The 14723-nt window shown below is 37.7% G+C and carries 12 protein-coding genes; 9 read left to right on the top strand and 3 right to left on the bottom strand.

The annotated features are described in order from the left end of the window. Positions 1-73: 73 nt before the first annotated feature. Positions 74-1072, bottom strand: coding sequence for a hypothetical protein (locus tag R3E32_14240; protein MEZ4885889.1), 999 nt, complete (start codon positions 1070-1072; stop codon positions 74-76). A gap of 391 nt (positions 1073-1463) precedes the next feature. On the opposite strand from R3E32_14240, the gene R3E32_14235 reads away from it, so the two are divergent. From R3E32_14235 to R3E32_14210, 6 genes are all read left to right on the top strand, one after another. Further along, positions 1464-2513, top strand: coding sequence for an isoaspartyl peptidase/L-asparaginase (locus tag R3E32_14235; protein ID MEZ4885888.1), 1050 nt, complete (start codon positions 1464-1466; stop codon positions 2511-2513). Between the two features lie 185 nt (positions 2514-2698). After that, a complete protein-coding gene (locus R3E32_14230; protein MEZ4885887.1) occupies positions 2699-2836 on the top strand; it encodes a hypothetical protein in 138 nt (45 codons plus the stop codon). Between the two features lie 55 nt (positions 2837-2891). Continuing rightward, positions 2892-4412 (top strand): aldehyde dehydrogenase (NADP(+)), encoded by a 1521-nt coding sequence (locus R3E32_14225; GenBank protein ID MEZ4885886.1) that lies wholly within the window; start codon positions 2892-2894, stop codon positions 4410-4412. 138 nt (positions 4413-4550) lie between these two features. After that, on the top strand, positions 4551-5078 hold the full coding sequence (locus R3E32_14220; GenBank protein ID MEZ4885885.1) for a glycosyltransferase family 39 protein: 528 nt from the start codon (positions 4551-4553) through the stop codon (positions 5076-5078). Then, positions 5009-5920, top strand: a complete 912-nt coding sequence (locus tag R3E32_14215) for a hypothetical protein (protein MEZ4885884.1) — start codon at positions 5009-5011, stop codon at positions 5918-5920. The genes R3E32_14220 and R3E32_14215 overlap by 70 nt, the downstream gene beginning before the upstream one ends. A gap of 193 nt (positions 5921-6113) precedes the next feature. Further along, positions 6114-6671, top strand: a complete 558-nt coding sequence (locus R3E32_14210) for a porin family protein (GenBank protein ID MEZ4885883.1) — start codon at positions 6114-6116, stop codon at positions 6669-6671. 367 nt (positions 6672-7038) lie between these two features. On the opposite strand, the gene R3E32_14205 is transcribed toward R3E32_14210, so the two are convergent. After that, on the bottom strand, positions 7039-7467 hold the full coding sequence (locus tag R3E32_14205; protein MEZ4885882.1) for a hypothetical protein: 429 nt from the start codon (positions 7465-7467) through the stop codon (positions 7039-7041). 317 nt (positions 7468-7784) lie between these two features. On the opposite strand from R3E32_14205, the gene R3E32_14200 reads away from it, so the two are divergent. Continuing rightward, on the top strand, positions 7785-8396 hold the full coding sequence (locus tag R3E32_14200; GenBank protein MEZ4885881.1) for an L-threonylcarbamoyladenylate synthase: 612 nt from the start codon (positions 7785-7787) through the stop codon (positions 8394-8396). A gap of 99 nt (positions 8397-8495) precedes the next feature. Here the strand turns inward: R3E32_14200 and R3E32_14195 are convergent, their stop codons facing one another. After that, positions 8496-9998, bottom strand: a complete 1503-nt coding sequence (locus R3E32_14195; GenBank protein MEZ4885880.1) for a M14 family zinc carboxypeptidase — start codon at positions 9996-9998, stop codon at positions 8496-8498. Positions 9999-10223: 225 nt separating this feature from the next. Between R3E32_14195 and R3E32_14190 the strand changes: the two genes are divergently transcribed. Next, on the top strand, positions 10224-12884 hold the full coding sequence (locus R3E32_14190; protein ID MEZ4885879.1) for a tetratricopeptide repeat protein: 2661 nt from the start codon (positions 10224-10226) through the stop codon (positions 12882-12884). Positions 12885-13091: 207 nt separating this feature from the next. Further along, positions 13092-14666 carry a T9SS type A sorting domain-containing protein gene (locus tag R3E32_14185; protein ID MEZ4885878.1) on the top strand — a complete coding sequence of 525 codons (1575 nt, stop codon included), beginning with the start codon at positions 13092-13094 and terminating at the stop codon, positions 14664-14666. Positions 14667-14723: the final 57 nt, after the last annotated feature.

The following is a 14723-nucleotide window of genomic DNA, read 5'->3' as shown; positions in this document are numbered from 1 at the left end:
TGAAAATAATTTATCTTTGTTGCATTTTTAAATGGGTGCAAAAACCCTATAATCATGTATCCAAATTTTCTCCTCAACAAGGGGACAAAGGTTCTGAGGTAAAGGTTTTTCCTTTCCACTTGAATTGAATACGAGGAGTTTGCGTATCATCCTCTTTGAAAATTTTTGAAGTGAAAATCACATCATAACGGTCGCCATTTTGGTCAAAAAGAGCCACCTTGCTACCCTTGATTTCCCACGTCCAGTTCATTTTTGTCAAGACTTCACGCTCTCCGTCAATATTTGCCTGAACTTCTCTAAACTCTACTTTACCCTGTTCAACTCGTTGCCAGTCCACATCAAATTCAAACTCCATTAAGAACTGTCCTGATTCTGTTTCTTTATCGTAACTCGTAAACAAGCCATACTGCATAAAATGGGTCAAACTTGTCACTCCTTCAATAAAAGCATCACCATAAAAATGGATAGGTTCTAATCGCACCATATCAGGAATCACGACCTTATCTTCCGTTGTTCCTAGTTTGAATACCAAACTTGGAAATAACTCATTGATGATTTCTTGATCCGAATAAGTGCCTTCTTTGTATTGCAGTTTTAATCCTTGAATACAGGTGGCACAATCGTAGAAAATAAAAGGCTCAGAGGAAGTTAGCTCTGTGGCATTTCCATTTGCTGTATAGCTAAATTTCACTGCAACTTGGTCTCCACATGGCTCTAATGGGTCGGTTAATTCCATACTAAAATCGAACGGAAGAGCTTCTTTCAGTACAATTTCGGAGATACTGAGATTGGTATCTTCTGCTACTGCCAATTGCCATTCCAAGCCATAAATACTTGTCTGAAGTCCCTCTTTCACCGTAAAATTTTCTGCATCAAAAGTCATATTTATCAACATTGCGGCTACAGGTTGAGCAGATTCAGGAGTGATGGGCTGGTCTGTAGTTGTTTCAGTATTGGTTATAGCTAATTGTTTAGCTGTTTCAGCATCAGAAGTTGCAGTTGTATCATTGCTGTCACTCATGCATGCAACAAGTGAAAAGGCAATCAAAAAACAGGAAAAAAATCTGAACATAATTCGCTTTTTTGTGAATCAAAAATGAAAATTGAAGCTAAAAACCAGAAAAACATTTATTTAGCCTCATCTGAAATTCTATTTGATTTAAATTATTTTAAAAGTTTCACTAAAGTAAAAAAAAGAATCCGAATGATTAATTTAGTCGAATAAAATATTTGGACTTTGGATGAAAGAAGTAGTAAGCAATATGCGAGCTATAAAGAATTGATAATCAAAATTTTAATATATTGATGCGATTAAGTACAAACAATTGATTATCAGTTAATTAAAATCTTATTTCTTGCATGTTTGCTCCTTCGTCCAAAGTCTAAAAAATATAAAAGCTAATATAAACATAAATGTCATTTTTTTAGCAAAATAGAACGAACATACCCAAAATAACCAAGAAATGAAATATCTATCTATTTTCACCTTGTTTTTACTAATACAAACCACTTGTAATCATCAAAATACATCCATGTTAACTACTGCAAAAGTTGAAACTCAAATCACTGAAAACCAATTTGTGCCGCCCATTACCCTCGTAATTCATGGAGGAGCAGGTACGATTCTCAAAGAAGATATGTCGCCAGAATTAGAGAATGCATACACTTCAAAACTTACCGAAGCCCTAAAGGCGGGTTTTGAAATATTGGAAAACGGTGGAAGCAGTATAGATGCTGTCCAAAAAGTCATCAATATCTTGGAGGATTCTCCACTCTTCAATGCGGGAAAAGGAGCAGTTTTCACAAACGATGGACACAATGAATTGGACGCTTCAATCATGGACGGTAAAACCCTCAATGCAGGTGCAGTGGCAGGTGTAAAAACTGTCAAAAACCCCATTGATGCAGCTCGCAAAGTGATGGAAAACTCACCACACATAATGATGGCAGGAAATGGAGCAGATATTTTTGCCAAAGAACAGGGCTTAAAATTGGTGGATAGCAGCTACTTTTTTACCCAAAAACGATGGGATGCTCTCCAAAAAGCATTGAAGTATGAAAAAATGGAACTCGACCATGACAGCAATGATAACGATAAAAAGAAAGGTACAGTCGGTGCAGTGGCTCTGGACAAAAATGGTAATCTGGCAGCAGGAACTTCAACGGGTGGCATGACCAATAAACGCTGGGGCAGGGTAGGAGACTCGCCAATCATTGGAGCAGGTACGTATGCCAACAACCAAACTTGTGCGGTATCGAGTACTGGACACGGTGAGTTTTTTATCCGAAATGTAGTAGCGTATGATATTGCAGCCTTGATGGAATATGGTGGTAAAACTTTGCAGGAGGCGGCTGATTATGTGGTGAACCAAAAGTTGAAAGAACAGGATGCTCGTGGCGGAGTAATTGCCTTGGATGCAAAAGGGAATTATGCAATGCCATTTAATACGGAAGGGATGTATCGAGGAGTAATTCAAGAAGGAAAAGAGGTGGAAGTGTTGATTTATAAATAGTTTAGATATGCGAATTGTTAAACCCCTAACACTACATATTGAGCGATAATATTAGGATTTTGCTCAAAAGTAAGAAAGGGTAAGTATCCATCTTAGGTTTCGACCACTTGATTATAAGAAAAAAATATTTGTATATTAGTTGCTAAGATAAAGTCGGATATCAAGGACAAAAACAAGTTTATAGTATGAACTTAATCAAACAAGGAATAAAGCTAATAAAAAGAAGTGCAGGTGAAGCATGTTTGCCTTTGGTGATGCCAAATGAAGAGGAAAGCCAAATATTGCAGTTCTTGATAGATAAAGCCCATCAATTCACTTTGTAAATATCCTGTTCGTAAAATCCTACAAATAATTGTATTATAAAAGTAAAAAAATAACATGAATCATAAAAATACGTTTAAAGCTATCAGTCCGATTGATAGCCAACCGCTTGAAGGGGAATTTGAGATAGCAGATAAAAAACAAATTGACAAAGCAGTTCAAAAAGCGGTGGCAGCTTTTGATATGTATCGAAAAAAGAGCAAAGAAGAAATTGCTCAATTCTTAGAGCAAGCCGCTGCTGAAATTGAAGACTTGGGTGAGGAGTTAATCGAAAGAGGACACCTCGAAACGGCATTGCCACATGGTCGCTTGACAGGAGAACGGGGTAGAACCTGCAATCAATTGCGGCTTTTTGCGTCAGTAGTGGGAGAAGGTTCTTGGGTAGATGCTCGAATTGACAACGCAAATGCGGATATTCGTCACATTCATATTCCGTTGGGACCTGTTGCCGTTTTTGGTGCGAGTAACTTTCCATTGGCATTTTCAACAGCAGGTGGTGATACGGCATCGGCTTTAGCCGCAGGTTGTCCAGTGATTGTAAAAGGACATCCAGCACATCCTGGAACGGCGGAATTGGTGGCAAAAGCGGTCATTAAGGCGGCTGAAAAAACGGGAATGCCTGAAGGTACATTTACCTTGATTCAGGGGAATTCTTATGAAATCGGTGAGTACTTGGTGAAACATCCAGATATCAAAGCAGTTGGTTTTACAGGTTCTTACAAAGGCGGAAAGGCGATTTGGGAGTATGTAAACACACGCCCAGAACCTATTCCTGTTTTTGCAGAAATGGGTAGCACCAATCCAGTATTCATTTTACCCAATGCGATGAAAGAGCGTTCATCAGCCATTGCAACGGATTTGGCAGCTTCTATCAATCTAGGCGTTGGGCAGTTTTGCACCAATCCAGGTTTGGCTTTTGTTCAAACAGATGAACATGGAGCAAACTTCAATCGAGTGTTAGCTCAAAAAATCACCCAAACGCCTGCCACAACGATGTTAACTTCGGGTATCAAAGCTGCTTATGACAAAGGAACAGCAGAGCTTTTCAACTCCTCAAATGTCCAACAGTTAGCCAATGGTGAGGATGAAAACGCACCAAACCAAGCGGTTTCAAAAATTTTTCAAACTACGATTGACCATTTTTTAGAAAATGAAATGCTGTCTGAAGAAGTCTTTGGCCCTTCAAGTGTATTGGTTGGTTATTCTCAAAAGGAAGAAATCCTAAAAGCTGCAAAAGGACTGCAAGGTCATTTAACTGCAACGGTACATGCTACTGAAGCTGATATTGCAGAGTACCAAGAATTGTTCGATATTTTAGAAAAGAAAGTTGGTCGAGTTGTTTTGAATGGTTTTCCAACAGGTGTTGAAGTGTGTCATGCGATGGTTCACGGCGGACCTTACCCTGCAACAACTGTACCCCAATCGACTTCGGTTGGTACAAATGCCATTAAGCGATTTGTACGTCCTGTTTGTTATCAAGGTTATCCTGACAGTTTGTTGCCAAAAGCTTTACAGAATAACAATCCTTTAGGAATTTGGAGGTTAATCAATGGGGAATTGACAAAAGGTTTTGTTTAAATATTATAAAAAATATAAAATTTTTTATAATCTTAGTCGCATGGAAAATGTCCTTATTGGTATTGTGGTTTTATTGGTAGTTATTGCACTGACTTTCAAAGCGTATAAACTTTATTATGCCCAAAATACACATTCGCATTGAGCAGTATTTTGGTCTTAGGCTTGCTGTTGAGAATGTATGTAGCTACTGATTTATACGTTCACGAATGGGATGAACGTTACCATGCTTTGGTCGCTAAAAATCTAATCCAACATCCTCTAACACCCACTTTATACGAAAATCCTGTACTTTCCTACAATTACAAAGGATGGACCACCAATCATGTATGGTTGCACAAACAGCCTGTTGCGCTTTGGTGTATGGCACTGAGTATGAAAGTATTTGGAGTGAACGAAATTGCACTTCGATTGCCTTCCATTCTGTTTTCTGTTTTAGGAATTTGGCTCACCTTCCAAATTGCGCTGCTCCTTTTTGGGCGAAAGGTTGCATTCATTGCAGCTTGCACGCTATTCATGGCTTGTTTATTGAACTTACAGGAGGCAGAGTACCGACTGACCATATTGACATTGCTTTTCAGTTCTTCATCGAATTGGGGGTGTATTTTGGTCTGCTTGCTACAAAAAAAGACAGCAAATTGTCCGCTGCTGCAATTGGAATCGCCATAGGTTTTGCCGTTTTGACCAAATGGTTGACAGCTTTGATTGTTCTACCTATTTGGTTGTTGTTGAAGGTTCGTTATCAAGGACTTCAATACAAAAAAATAGGAATGGAATTGACAATGGTAGTGGGCTTGGTCATTGGAGTTGCTTTGCCGTGGCAATTGTATATTCACCATACCTTTCCTTTGGAGGCAGAATGGGAGCAATTCTACAATACCCGTCATTTGTTTGAACAATTGGAGGGACTGAATCGTCCGTTTCTCTACCATTTCACAACAATAAGAATTGTTTTTGGAGAGTTGATTTACCTTCCTTTGATTTGGTTGGTGGTCATGATTTTTCATAAAATCCAAGTTAGAAGACTGCATCTATGGGCTTTGGGTGCGTGGATTTTTATTCCCCTTGTTTTTTTCACCATTGCAGCCACCAAAATGCAGGCTTACACTCTCATTTCTGCTCCAGCTTTTTTCATTCTTACTGCTTTGTTTTTTAGATATTTATGCCAGATTTTACCTAAAATCAAACAAGCTAAAATTGCTTTCTTTGTGAAAGTGATTGCAGTTTTGATGATTGCCCTACCGATTCGATACAGCATCGAACGCCTCAAACCTTTTCATTCGGTTGACCGAAATCCCAAATGGGCGCAAGAATTGAAGTATTTTAGCCAAACTATAAATAATGATACACCTAAACTACTGTTTCAAACGGAACATGCCATTGAAGCTATGTTCTACTGCAATCATTTGACTGCTTACCCAAACTTACCCAATGAGTATCAACTGGATAGTTTGTTAGAAAAAGGGTATCAAATTTATATTCAGCACCAAGAAATCGTGAAATATAAATAACCCATTTGATCTGCAATGGCAGTTATGGTGTTTTTTTGTGTTTGTAAAATAGCTGACAATCCTGCGGTCAGAAATCTGTATATTGGTACTGGAATTCATATTTTCACCTTCAATCTTTACCATTATCAAAAATTCCACCTACCCCCGCTATTTTCTATCCTCAGTTGTCAAAAATACCCTGATTCTTTTGTGTTTGTCGCTTGGCCTCACACAATCAAGTTCTGCCCAACAAGCGAAGCAGGCGATTATAGGCATGAAAGGAGGAGTGAATTTCACAAATTATCAAGGAAATACCGATAATCTAACGGCTAGTGTAGGATTTCATGGAGGCATGTATTTGAGTGCTCGTTTTTCCCATCGTTTTGGTTTGCAGCCTGAAATACTGTATTCTTCGCATAAAATGCAAGATTTGTTAACACCTGGTAGTCATATTTCCTATGGTTATCTTATTTTTCCAGTGACTGCAAAAATATTCCTCACAAGATTCCTAAACCTTCAGGTGATTCCACAAATTGGAAAATTGGTAAATGCCAAGTTACGTATTATTGCTACGCCACCTCTCAATGGTAAATTCTTATTCAAATCAGCAGATTTTTCGATTGGTGGGGGATTGGGTATGGAGTCTGCAACTGGTTTAAATGTTTCGTTACGTTATTTTTATGGCTGTACTGATACTTTTAAACCTATTTTGGAGCTGGGAAAAACGACCAAAAATACATTGCAGGTTTCGGTGGCATATACTTTTCTATAATCATGGTTGTTATTTTTAAGATCTATAACTTTGTTTTAGAGATTTTTTGTCAAAAACAATTCATGATTGAATAATACATTGTTTAAAGTTTTATTTATTTTGTAAATTGCTCAAAACAAATGTATCACTCTAAAAACAGTCCTTATGAACTTTATAACCAACATCAAATTTGTGTTATCTTCTATGTTTTTGGGATGGCTGATGCTTCCAGTTTCAATTTATGCTTCTTAAGTTTCGCACCTTACTATTTGGCAATAATCATTTGTTTATCAATTAGATAACGACTTATTTCCAAATTAAGACTTAACAAAAGCTTATCTTTTATTCATTCTGTATTTTAAGGATAACTGTCCCTTCAAATAATCTCCTAAATTGAGTATCGTAAATCATCAAATGCAAATGCTATGAGGCATTTGGGCTTAGCTGACTTGATAGATTCTCCATTTTTGAGAACCAATTCGTCATATCGTTTATTAAAGCGATACAGTATTGTTCGCCAAGGTATCCACTCATTATTTTTGAAACGATAGAGGCTATCTTTTGCACAACCTACCACATAATCGAAAGCATTTTTATACAAACTGTGAACGGTACTTGCGTTTAAATAAGGCATGACCAATAAGGTCAAAAAGAGCATGGTCAATGAATAGCCTTGTTTTTTGATAGGGGCAAATTCAGAAAGTAAACTGTTGAGTTGAAAAGGTTGATAAGCTTTGGTTAAGACATCAACAATATTATTTTTTCTAAGAACGGTTTTAATTTCCTGTACTTTTTGTATCTTGCAATCAGACAGCATAATTTTTGTATTTTGTTTGTAGTGAATCAAATATACATATTTTATGCTGTTTTTTTGAATAACAGAGCGGTTAATTTAAACAAATCTCCTATTTATAGCAAGCAATTAATACATGATTATTTATTTTGTGTATAGATGCGTGAAGTTTGTTTTATTAGTATGGATTTTCCCATTCAAAAGATTATTTATCAATTGTTTAGACCCATTAAGTTATTTGTGAAAATGAAAAAAGGTTACTCATTTTCAAGCAAATAGAAGGTGCGAAACTTAAGTTAGTTAAAATAGTTTGCTATAACATTTATAAAACTAAAATTATTATGTTACTCAACATTAACTCTGACAATCCTGACGAAAGAAAAATAAAGCAGGTAATCGAATGTTTGCAAGATGGAGGAATCATAATTTATCCTACTGATACTGTTTACGGGATTGGCTGCGACATCACCAAATTCAAGGCCATCGAAAAAATCTGCCAAATCAAAGGGGTGAAAGTTCAAAAAGCAAATCTCTCTTTTATTTGCTACGATTTGAGTCAATTAGCAGATTTCACCCTACCTTTCAACAAGTCTATTTACAAATTGATGAATAGAAATTTGCCAGGCCCTTTCACCTTCATTTTGAAGGGAAACAACAACTTACCCAAGTTTTTTAAGAAGAAAAAAACGGTTGGCATTCGTGTACCTGACAACAATATTGCCCGCACAATTGTCCGAGAATTGGGCAATCCACTCTTGTCCACTTCCCTCAAAATAGAGGACGATATCAGCGAATATTTGACCGACCCTTACGAAATACACGAAACCTTTGAGAACTTGGTGGACATTGTGATTGATGGAGGTTATGGTGACAACAGGGTTTCGACGGTCATAGATTGTACCAACAACGAAATCGAAATCATCCGAGAAGGAAAAGGAGAACTCATACAGTGATTGGTGCTTAGTCATCATTTGAATTTCGGGCTAATCTTACCCGACATTTTAAACTTGACAGAACATTAGTGACTTCAACACCTCAACACAATCAATACTTCACCGTGAAAAAAACTCGCTCGGCATCGCATACATTTGCTTACTGGTTTCCTGCAAATCAAACAAAAAACCATTGACCACTGCATAGACAAAAGTACCATCGCCTGCCTGCAATAAAAAATCAGAACTGCGATTCAATTCAATTTTGTTGGTAACACTGCGGCTAATAGAAGTCAAGCGAATAGGCAATTGATGGTAACGGTTATCATTTGGCACTTCCCGCACTTTGACATTCGTATATCCCTGTTTCAAAACCCCCAACATATCCAAATACTTCAAATCCTCCGCATTGTCAAAAATCTGCGGATACAAAAGTCCAGGAACCACCTTCAATCCTTTGGCGTTCAATTCTTGATAGCCATGAAAAACCGACAAATCACCCATGTCTTCAATTTGATTGTAGAAGTAATACTCCCGAAACTGATTGTACTCCGCCTCATAACTTTTGAAGGCAATGTCCATAACATACTCTTTACCTTCTTTCTCCAACACCACATTTCGCAGCAAGAGGTGAAACAAGGTTTTTTCATTCTCAGGAATCGCAAAATAATCTTGCAGTGTTTCCTGCCGATAGCTTTCCTTTGCAATCGTTTCGCAAGCCTGTAATAGCGTAACAAAATGCAATTGTCGGTTGTATTGTTTTTCGTAATCCTGGTGATACCCCCCCGCTTCAATCAAAATAGCACTTGTTCCCCATTTCTGCATATTGTCGCCAAACGCTCTCGGCTCGTATTCGTCATCGTATCGGGCAACTTGTCGAGGAATGTGTACTTGCAGTATTTTATTGAGGTGGCTCACTACCTGCATTGCCTTAAAACGATTGGCATTGATATCATTAGCATAATTGAAGGAAGGGGCCAAAAATGAAAGTGTAGCTGCTGACGAACACCGTCCAGCACTGTATTGTGTGGTTTGGTCGTGCAAATTAAAAGCAAAATCTGGGTGAATTTGGTCGTGTATTCGCTTCAATATCTGAGCTTCGGGCGACTGCAAGCGCACCGCATCTCTATTCAAATCAATGTCCAAAGCATTGCGCCTTTCAAAACGCTCTGTACCATCGGGATTGAGCATCGGTATAAAATAAAGGGTCAGGCTATCCAACAATTCGTTTTTCCAACGCATCAAATCATCTTGTTGCCGAAAAAAGTTGAAAATATCCAGCAATGCCATGGTTGCCGTAGGTTCATTGCCGTGCATTTGCGACCACATCAACACCTTTTTTCGACCATGCCCCAACTTCACCATATAAATATTGCGCCCTTCAACCGATTGTCCTTCAATACTTACCGCAAACAAAGGGTCTTGTTTGAGGTGTTCAATCATCGGAATGATATCTGCTTGTTTGAATCGCCTATCGGTGATAGCATGTTCTTTGTATTGTTGGTAGCGTAGGTGCAAAGTTTGGTGCATATCGCCCGATGTAGGAGCAATGAAGGCTGGATTTTGTGCGAAAATAGTGTGGCTAATACAGAGCAATAGTAAACAAAGTGTGACAAAACGCATATTGGAGTATGGTTTAAGTTCAGTTCAATGGTGTAATTACAAAACGACATTTAGGATGGAGGTGATACAAAATAAGGGAAATTCTCAGACTTAACAACCTATAAGCACTAAAATTGACAATCTATTGTCTTGAAAAACTCAAAAAAAATCGCCAACTTTGTTTACCTTCTTATTAAATAATGTATTTTGTATAGAAGGACTGTAAAAAATTAAACGCCCGATACCATGCCCATTCAAGTGTATATATTGCATCACGAAAAAGATGTGCGATTTTTAGAACAGATTGAATTGAGTCTGACTGTGCCGATTCGCAACAATCTATTGAAAATACAACACGCCAATTCCATTTTTGGAGGACAGCACATAGAAAAAAAAGTTCAAGAAAATCTGAGATCGGCAGATGTTATTGTAGTTCTCTGTAGTTCTGATTTGTTTGCTAGTAAGATAACTTGTAGGCACTTAGAGCAAATCATTATTCTACAGCAAGAGGAAGACAAAGTAGTCATTCCTATTTTGTTGCGTCCTTTTCTATGGGAAGAAACCGAAATTAGCACCCTATCTAATATTTTGCCAAAAAACAAAAAATCCATATTGACCAATATTGAAGGGAATCCAGATGAAGCCCATTATCAGATGGAGGAGGTTTTTTACCAAACCATCAAAGATTTTCTTCAAATCATTCGACAAAACTTTCCAGACCAAGACCAACAACTGAAGGCGGAAGTCGAAATAAAAGAAAATTATTCCTCAAATAGAATCAATACTAAGCTATATGAAATACTGAAAGCCTACCTAAAGAACAATGAAGCACACACACAAACCATGTTTGCACTTGCCTATCCAAGTAGCCTTCCTTTTTTAGAAGACCTGACCAGCAAATCCTATATTGGCGTTCTGCGAGCAGACAACATCCTCAAAGAAGAAGAAAGAGGTTGGTTGTTGGATTTTAAATTATCAGAATACTTGAGGCAAGAGTTTGAAATAGATAGCCTCCAACTTAACGATGCGGCACAAAAGGGCATTGACATATTCAAAGAAGAACTACAAGAGGCTTTGGAAGTAGGAGGTGCCTTCTTTGAGAAAGAAAAGTACAACATACAGGATTTGTTCAACGTGATTCATTTACTGTTTCATCTGTATGTGAAAAAAAAATATAGAAGTATTGAGGATCAAATCACTGCTGCCTTTTCCATCATTAATTTCCGCAAAGCCAATGATCCGCTTGCTGTCAAGAAATTGCTGAACGAATTTTTGCGACACATTCACAAGTTCAAAATCAAGCCAGAACTGCGGGTGAAAGCCATGAACAATTTTATTGCTGGACTCGATACACTGGGACATTATGAAGAAGCATTGAAGCACCTAAGGGAAAATTTAGAATATGGCGAACAAAACTTAGCCAAACAACACTTAGAAATAGCCAAAAGTCAAGAATTGTTTGGCAATATATACTACGAGATGGGCGACTTCAAGGCATCTATTCAAGCCTATTTGAAGTCTCTCAAAATTTACAATGCACATCCAAATATTGAAGATATACATTTGGCAATTTTGTATCAAAACATTGCCCGACCTTATTATCAGTTGGGCGGAAAGAACCGAGAGAACGCCATTCAACTATACGAAAAAGCACGGAAGGTATGTACGAGACAAATCAATCCCAATGCCCGTATTCAGCAATTGATCCCTACTATTATAGCAAACTTGGCAGTCCTCTATGAAGCTGTCGGGGATTACGATAAAGCCATTAAATACCAAAACGAAGCCATACAAATCAAAGAAAAATTGTGGGGCAACAACAATCCTTCAGTAGCCTTTAGTTTGCACAATTTGGGAACACTCTACCAAAAAATGGGCAAATATGCTTTGGCTGTAGATACAACCCTCAAATCTCTAAAAATCAGGCGTGAAAAACTGGGCAGTCAACATCCGCACACCCTTCTGTCTTCTTACAACTTGGCAACCAACTATTTTTTGATGGAGCGGTACGACGAAGCACAAAACATCTTGGAAGAGCTGCGCCCCTTATATGAGAACAACAACAGCACCACCTACTTTCTCATTTTGGAGGTATTGGGACGCATACATACCCAAAAAGGGACTTTTGAGGAGGCATTGGACTTGTTGGAAAAATCTTTTGAAGAAAAAAAGAAGTTTTATGACGAAACACACATACGGATGAATAGCTATGCGATTGATGTAGGCAATGTTTATTACCGTCAAAAAAACTACAAGGCTGCTCTGGAGAAATACGAAGAAGCCTTGATTGTAGCAGCCCACAGTTTGGGACGAGAACATACGGAGGTCGCTTTTGCTTATTTCCTCAAAGGCAAAACCTATCTAAAAACACACGAGTACCACCAGTCTTTAAAAAATCTCTCTAAATCCCTAAAAATCAGACAAAAAACACTGCACGATACACACCCCGACCTTGCCCTAACCTATCAAAAAATAGCACAGGTCTTTCGCTTGAACAAAACCTATAGTGAAGTAGTGGACTACAACGAAAAAGCATTAGACATACACCTCAGCAATCGAGATACGTCAAAGGCAGCCGTGGACTTGGCTTATCTGATAGATGCCTACCTGCAAAACCAACAAATCGAACATCCTCAATTTTTAGAGCATCTGAATATGGCAAGCAAAATACAAGATGGTCAAGCTTATAAATTGACAATAAATATATTAATTAAACTCAAAAGTTTTGAGAATAAAAATATTGATACTATCTTGCAATATGGAAAAAATAAACCGTCCATACATACTTTCTTGAAAGATTTAGGGCTAACTAAAAGTGAAAACAAGAAATCAACGATTGTAAAAAACGATGCTGAAGAAAAATCCTTAGAAGAAAGTATGGATGATATGTTGAATGCCATCTTTTAAAGACAGAAATACCTCCATAGTGTTGTGACTCGTCATTTTTTTTTACGAGCTGTATATTAAAATAGTCGCTTATCTAAAATTGTAGTCGTCATTTGACTGAATAAAATGTATTCGTATGGTGTTTGTTACACCTGATTTTCAACGAATACCATTTTCAGAATGGAAAAGCTATACTTATTTTTTATACATTACTAAAAATGCTCAACCGTGAAACTCATTCAATCTTACCTAAGCGTATTTCCGTTATTTATTTACTGTTTATTCTACTCTTCTGTTCCTATATCTGCCCAAAAAATTATTTGGGAAGAGAATTTTGGAAGTGTAAATGAAGATAGAGCCTATTCAATTGTTCCTTCCCCTGATGAAGGATATGTTTTTGCAGGACATTCCTTTAATGCTAGCACAAAAAATGATTTTTACATTGGCAAAGTAGATGACAACGGATTTCTCCAATGGGAATATACCTATGGAGGAAGCGGTGAAGACATTGCTCAAGAGATAATCCCAATAGTTGATGGCGGGTATATCCTAGCAGGTTCTACTGCTTCTAGTGATGGAGATGTGACAGATACCAACAATGGCAACGAGGATATGTGGCTGGTGAAAGTGGATGCCAATGGAATCAAACAGTGGGACAAAACCTATGGAGGGTCAAGTATAGACCGCCTTCAATCCATATCCTCTACCCTCGACGGAGGATATATTTTAGTTGGATATTCCTACTCAATGGATGGAGACATCACTGATGGAAACAATGGCAGTGCTGATTTTTGCATTCTCAAAATAGACGATACTGGTAATATCCAATGGAATAAAACTTATGGTGGTTTGAGGCAAGATTTTGCAAACTCGGTTGTATCGACTGCTGACGGCAATTTTATTGTTGGAGGAACAACACGATCTGTCGACTTTGACTTAGCTGATAATTTTGCAGATACGGACGGAGATATGTGGGTCATGAAGATAGACCAAAATGGAAATAAAATCTGGGATGAAACCTATGGAGGTAGTAACATTGATTGGCTTCAAGATATGACAGTCACCCTTGATGGGAATTATGTATTGGCAGGTTATTCCAGTTCAGCAGACAGAGATTTGACCTCCAATTACGGTCAAGAAGATATATGGGTTGTCACCATAGATGATTTGGGAACTATTCTATGGGAAAAAAATTACGGTGGAAACAATAGAGATCAAGCAAAATCTATTTATTCAACCAATGATGGCGGCTATATTCTGTCGGGCAATACCAACTCTACAAGCAATGATGTTGAAAATAATCATGGCAATATGGATGTATGGTTGTTGAAAATAAATAGAAATGGTGTTGTTGTTTGGAACAAAAATTTTGGCAGTACAGGTTCCGACATAGGTCATTCCGTACTGCAAACTTCTGACGGAGATTATGTGGTAGCAGGACGCTCTCAATTCAATGATGTTGATGTGAGCGGAAACAATGGTGATTATGATGCATGGATTTTTAAAGTAAGCGAACCCATCACAGATATCGAGTCTATTGATTTAACAGATATTACTCTATCTCAAAACCATCCCAACCCAAGCAATCAACTAACGACTATTAGATTTGCCCATATCTTCGACAACATGGAATTAGTAATCGTGGATATTTGGGGTAAAAGAGTATTCCAAGAATACATTCCGATAGGTTTAGAAAGTATTTCTATCAATACTTCCAAATTAGACGCAGGGCTATATTTCTACCAACTACAAACGCCCCAACAACAGGTCTTAGAAAAACAGAAAATGCTGGTTATACACTAAATTCAACAGATTTAAACCCCCAGTTATTTTTGGATAAAGACTTAATTCTCACTTTTT

The organism is Chitinophagales bacterium (assembly GCA_041392475.1).
Taxonomy (GTDB): Bacteria; Bacteroidota; Bacteroidia; order Chitinophagales; family UBA2359; genus JAUHXA01.
Note: the sequence above shows the minus strand (reverse complement) of the source record. Positions and strands in the feature narration are given on the sequence as shown.

What these genes read in the sequence shown, in the direction of transcription:
- R3E32_14240 (MEZ4885889.1), bottom strand. Translation starts at nt 1,072, where the DNA reads ATGTTCAGATTTTTTTCCTGTTTTTTGATTGCCTTTTCACTTGTTGCA.
- R3E32_14235 (MEZ4885888.1), top strand. Translation starts at nt 1,464, where the DNA reads ATGAAATATCTATCTATTTTCACCTTGTTTTTACTAATACAAACCACT.
- R3E32_14230 (MEZ4885887.1), top strand. Translation starts at nt 2,699, where the DNA reads ATGAACTTAATCAAACAAGGAATAAAGCTAATAAAAAGAAGTGCAGGT.
- R3E32_14225 (MEZ4885886.1), top strand. Translation starts at nt 2,892, where the DNA reads ATGAATCATAAAAATACGTTTAAAGCTATCAGTCCGATTGATAGCCAA.
- R3E32_14205 (MEZ4885882.1), bottom strand. Translation starts at nt 7,467, where the DNA reads ATGCTGTCTGATTGCAAGATACAAAAAGTACAGGAAATTAAAACCGTT.
- R3E32_14200 (MEZ4885881.1), top strand. Translation starts at nt 7,785, where the DNA reads ATGTTACTCAACATTAACTCTGACAATCCTGACGAAAGAAAAATAAAG.
- R3E32_14195 (MEZ4885880.1), bottom strand. Translation starts at nt 9,998, where the DNA reads ATGCGTTTTGTCACACTTTGTTTACTATTGCTCTGTATTAGCCACACT.
- R3E32_14190 (MEZ4885879.1), top strand. Translation starts at nt 10,224, where the DNA reads ATGCCCATTCAAGTGTATATATTGCATCACGAAAAAGATGTGCGATTT.